This window comes from Campylobacter sp. TTU-622, assembly GCF_016598965.1.
Classification (GTDB): domain Bacteria; phylum Campylobacterota; class Campylobacteria; order Campylobacterales; family Campylobacteraceae; genus Campylobacter_D.
This window is the reverse complement of the sequence record NZ_JAENKR010000097.1, coordinates 1-4,372: the sequence shown is the minus strand read 5'-3', so window position 1 is coordinate 4,372 and position 4,372 is coordinate 1. Positions and strand designations below refer to the sequence as shown.

Here is a 4,372-nt window from a genome sequence, read left to right as displayed (position 1 = left end):
TATCAGTGTTTTTAAAGAGGATAATAAAATTTTAAAAGCTTTTACTATAGATGAAAATAAAAATTTAAAAGGAATTTGTAATGATTTTTATCCTTTTATGCCAAGACAAAAACTTCCAAATGTTTATATGGGTAATGGGGCTATTTATATTTTAAAAATTAAAGAATTTTTAAAAAATCCTAGTTTTTTACTTAAAAATACTACTTTTTTCAAAATGGATAAACAAAGTAGTTTTGATATAGATACTTTAGAGGATTTGAAAAAGGCTAATGAATTTTTTAAAAATTTTGATTTTTATTAAAGCCATTTTTTAAGACAATTAGTCTTTTTAGTTTGTAAAAAAAGGTTAAATATGCCTCAAATCTCTATTATACTTCCAACCTTTAATGTAGAAAAATATATAAAAAAAGCTTTAGATAGTTGTATAAATCAAAGTCTTAAAGATATAGAGATTATTGTAGTAGATGATTTAGGAAGTGATAATAGTATAAATATAGCTAAAGAAGAAGCTTTAAAAGATAAAAGAATTAAAATTATTCACAATGAGAAGAATTTAGGAACCTTTGCAAGTAGAAATGTAGGAGTATTAAACTCAAGCTCAGCTTATATAATGTTTTTAGACCCTGATGATACTTTAGCTTTAAATGCTTGTGAGTTAGCTTTAAAAGAGATTAAAGATTTTGATTTGATTTGTTTTGATGCTTTAGTACATAGAGTAAATACCAAACAATTTTATCGTTTTAAACAAAATGAAAATTTTAATCAATCTGAGTTTTTGAATTTTTTACTCCAGCAAAGACATTTTTGCTGGAGCGTTTGGGCTAAACTTTTTAAAAAAGATATGATATTTAAAGTTTTTCAAAAAATAAATCCTTATGAAAAATTAAGCTATAGCGAAGATATGTTTTTTTGTTATATGTATTTTATGCAGTGTGAGAAAATAAGAATCTGCAAAGAGCTTGTTTATTATTATGAATTTAATGAAAATGGACGCTATGAAAGTAAAAAATTTTTATATCAAAATTATTTAGATAAGCAAAAAAGTTTTAAATTTATAAAAGAATTTTCTTTGGAATTTAAAAATGATATATTTCATAAGAATTTATTTGAAATTTTAGAAAAAGAGCTTAATGATTTGAAAAATAGATTAGATAGAATAGTTTAGCAATTTTTTAGCTTCTTTGATTACGATATCAGGAGTTAAGTCTTTCATACATTTATGGTGTTTTAAGGGGCAAGTTTTTTGCATACAAGGCATACAAGCTAAATTTAAATGAACGATTTTAGCATTTTCATTTTGCCAAGGCGAAGTTTGATTAAAATTTGTAGATCCAAAAATAGCTATAGTTTTTACTTTATATACAGCTGCTATATGCATAATACCGCTATCATTGCCAATAAATAAATCACAAAATGCTATATTTTTACAAAGGCTATTTATACTTGTTTTGGAACATAAATTTTTTACTTTAATACCATCTTTTTTTAAAATATTTTCTATGCTATTGCAAATTTCTTCTTCGCTTTTTACTCCAAAAATAATAATTTTATGCGTTTTAGCAAATTCTTTTGCCACTTTAGCAAAATAATTAGCTTCCCATCTTTTTGCACTTCCATAATGAGCACCTGGATTTAAAGCTAGAATTTTTTTATTATCTTTTAGGCTAATATTGCATTTATATTTTGGTAAAATAGGAAGTCTTAATTGTGTTGAATTGGCTTTAAAATTAAAACTTTTTTCTATGAAATATAAATATTTTAAAACCTGATGTTCATCTTTATTTTGTTTTTTATTAAAATAAAATCTTTTTTTACTTTTAATTAAATTTAAAATAATTTTACTTGAAAATGCTGATCTAAATGAGATGGCAATATCGCATTCTCCTATAAGAGATCTTTGTTTTAAAATATTTAAATATCTATGTTTTTTATCTTCTATGATTGTTTTAGAATTTTTTATATTTTTAAAAAGTTCTATACTTACAAAGGAACCATAAAAAATAATTTGAGCTTTAGGAAATTTTTCAAGTAAAGCATAAATAGCTACACTAGACATTACAGCATCTCCTAGCCAAGTAGGAAGATTTATAAAAATTTTCATTTTATGCCTTAAGATACAAATCTTTATTGAAACTTCTAAATCTTTTATGGAAGAAAAAATACTCATCAGGTTTAAATTTGATCATTTCTTCGCAACATTTTGCCTGATAAGAGGTTAATTCTTCTAAACTTTTAACATCTCCATCAAGGGCTTTAAAGCATTTTATATGATATTTATTGTCATTGCCTTGATAAATAAAAGCAGGTAATAATAGAGCTTTAGTTTTTTTTGCAATTAAACTCGCCCCAATTAAAAAATTGACTTTTTTATTGAAAAAATCTATTTTTATCCCTTCATTATCAGAGCAATCTTGATCTGTTAAAATTCCTAATGTTCTTTTTTCTTTAAGAGCTTGAAACATTTTTTTAATCCCACCTTTTTTATCAATTAATTCTATATCAAATTGAGTGCGATTTTGGGCTAAAATTTTATCCATTTTTTTGCTATCTAATTTTCTTCCTACTATGGACATGGCTCCAAATTTAGCAGAAAATGCCAAAGAACAAAGTTCCCAATTTCCATAGTGAGCTGTTGTTAAAATTAAAGCTTTATTTGAATTTAAGGCATTACATAAAAGTTCTTCATTATCAAATACAACTTTTTTAAGAATTTTTTCTTTATTAGTATTTTGATTTTTAATGCAATCAAGTCCAAATTTGGCGAAATTTTGATAAATTTTTAAAGCAATTTTCTTTCTTTCTTTTGAACTTTTTTGTGGAAAACAAATTTTTAAATTAATATCAATAATTTTTCTATGTTTTTTATTAAGACAAAAAACAATAAATGCTATATTTTTAGCAAAAAAATCTAAAATAAAATTTGGAAAAATAAAAACAATAAATTTTAAAATATAATAAATCATAAGATAAAGATTATCTTTATTTTTCATTTAATAATTCCTTAGTAATTTCAAAAATATCTTGTGCATCAATATTTTCAATACAAAAATCATTTTTATCAATATGCTTAGCATCTAAAATTTTCTTTTTTGCATCAATAATTTTATTAACTTCTGTTACAAAAGCATTTCTTTGACTTGGTGTTGCTCCAAAAATAGTTATAGAAGCTTTATTGAGAGCAAAAGCTAAATGAGTAGGTCCGCTATCATTTCCTATAACTAAATCTACGGCTTTTGTAAATGCAATTAATTCTTGTAAATTTAAATTTCTAAGTAGAACAATATGATCGTTTGGATAAAAATTTTGAATTTCTTTTGCAATTTCATATTCTTTTAAATTTCCCCAAGCAAGAAAAATTTTTGAATTTGCTATATTATCGTTAATTTTTTTACAAAGTAATGCAAAATTTTTAGCTGGATAAATTTTATTTTTTGCACTTGATCCAACGTGTATAAGTATATTATGTTTGTTTTCTTTTAGTTTAAATTCTTGTATAAGTTTCTCTTTTGTAATATCATCAGCATAAAAAACATCTTTTTTAAAAAAAAGATTTTTTATATCAAAATCTTCATTAAATACAAAAGAAATTAAGGCTAAATAACGCACAAAGACGTTTTCATTATAATTAATATTTAATTTTTGATTATAAAAATTATGAGCAAAACTTTCTTTAAGGCTATTTTTATTAAAACCAAAATTATTTTGATTTAAAATTCGACTTATAATGGCTGATTTAATAAGCCCTTGCAAGTCTATTACTACATTATAATTATTTTTTCTTGCCTTAAAAAGTATTTTTAGTGTTTTTGAAATTTTTTTATCTTTTAAAGGCAAAGGATATATTTTATCAATCAAAGGATGATCTTTTAAAATATCTTTAAATCTTTCATCAATAAACCAATGAATTTCTATATCTTTTTTAAATTTTTTAATAAATTGTAATACTATAGCACTTTGAATAATATCCCCAAGTGCTGATAACCTAACAATTGCTATTTTCATTAAAAACCTAAAATGCTAAAATTTTGTTATGATTTTATCAAATTTATTTAAAAAAGGGTTAAAAATGAATCAAGAAGGTTATATTTGTATTTTTGATTGTGAAAGTATTCCAGATACCGAACTTATAAGGAAAACTTTAAATTTAAAAGGAGATGATTTAGAAATTTCTAAAAAAGCTTTAGAACTCCAAAAAGAACAAACTTCTAGCGAATTTTTACCCTTGCCTTATCATAAGATTGTAAGTATTTGTGCAGTTATAACAAATAGTTTTGGAAAATTTCTTAAAGTCAATAAAATTGATGGCGATGATGAGCAAAGTATGATTGCTAATTTTTTTAAATTTATTGATAAGTATGAGCCAAAATTGGTT

At 23.2% G+C, this 4,372-nt stretch carries 4 protein-coding genes and 2 pseudogenes; 3 read left to right on the top strand and 3 right to left on the bottom strand.

The features are described 5' to 3' along the window. A pseudogene (locus JG677_RS07230) lies at nucleotides 1–301 on the top strand (cytidylyltransferase domain-containing protein); the annotation flags it as partial. A gap of 51 nt (nucleotides 302–352) precedes the next feature. Continuing rightward, nucleotides 353–1,165 carry a glycosyltransferase family 2 protein gene (locus JG677_RS07225; RefSeq protein ID WP_200169490.1) on the top strand — a complete coding sequence of 271 codons (813 nt, stop codon included), beginning with the start codon at nucleotides 353–355 and terminating at the stop codon, nucleotides 1,163–1,165. Here JG677_RS07225 and waaF read toward each other — a convergent pair. From waaF to waaC, 3 genes are read right to left on the bottom strand one after another with little or no spacing between them, the layout of a single operon-like run. Next, on the bottom strand, nucleotides 1,148–2,101 hold the full coding sequence (gene waaF, locus JG677_RS07220) for a lipopolysaccharide heptosyltransferase II (RefSeq protein WP_200285977.1): 954 nt from the start codon (nucleotides 2,099–2,101) through the stop codon (nucleotides 1,148–1,150). The two genes, JG677_RS07225 and waaF, sit on opposite strands and share 18 nt — an antisense overlap. Nucleotide 2,102: 1 nt before the next feature. Next, nucleotides 2,103–2,990: a lipid A biosynthesis lauroyl acyltransferase gene (locus JG677_RS07215; RefSeq protein ID WP_200169488.1), complete on the bottom strand. Its 888-nt coding sequence runs from the start codon at nucleotides 2,988–2,990 to the stop codon at nucleotides 2,103–2,105. Further along, the gene (gene waaC, locus JG677_RS07210) at nucleotides 2,980–4,002 is read right to left on the bottom strand and encodes a lipopolysaccharide heptosyltransferase I (RefSeq protein WP_200285975.1); all 1,023 of its coding nucleotides are present in this window, start codon (nucleotides 4,000–4,002) and stop codon (nucleotides 2,980–2,982) included. The genes JG677_RS07215 and waaC overlap by 11 nt, the downstream gene beginning before the upstream one ends. Before the next feature lie 64 nt (nucleotides 4,003–4,066). Between waaC and JG677_RS07205 the strand changes: the two are divergent. Further along, nucleotides 4,067–4,372 (top strand): annotated as a pseudogene (locus JG677_RS07205) (3'-5' exonuclease); the annotation flags it as partial.

Coding starts and splice junctions, on each gene's coding strand:
- JG677_RS07215 (WP_200169488.1), bottom strand. CDS start 2,990: ATGAAAAATAAAGATAATCTTTATCTTATGATTTATTATATTTTAAAA.
- JG677_RS07225 (WP_200169490.1), top strand. CDS start 353: ATGCCTCAAATCTCTATTATACTTCCAACCTTTAATGTAGAAAAATAT.
- waaC (WP_200285975.1), bottom strand. CDS start 4,002: ATGAAAATAGCAATTGTTAGGTTATCAGCACTTGGGGATATTATTCAA.
- waaF (WP_200285977.1), bottom strand. CDS start 2,101: ATGAAAATTTTTATAAATCTTCCTACTTGGCTAGGAGATGCTGTAATG.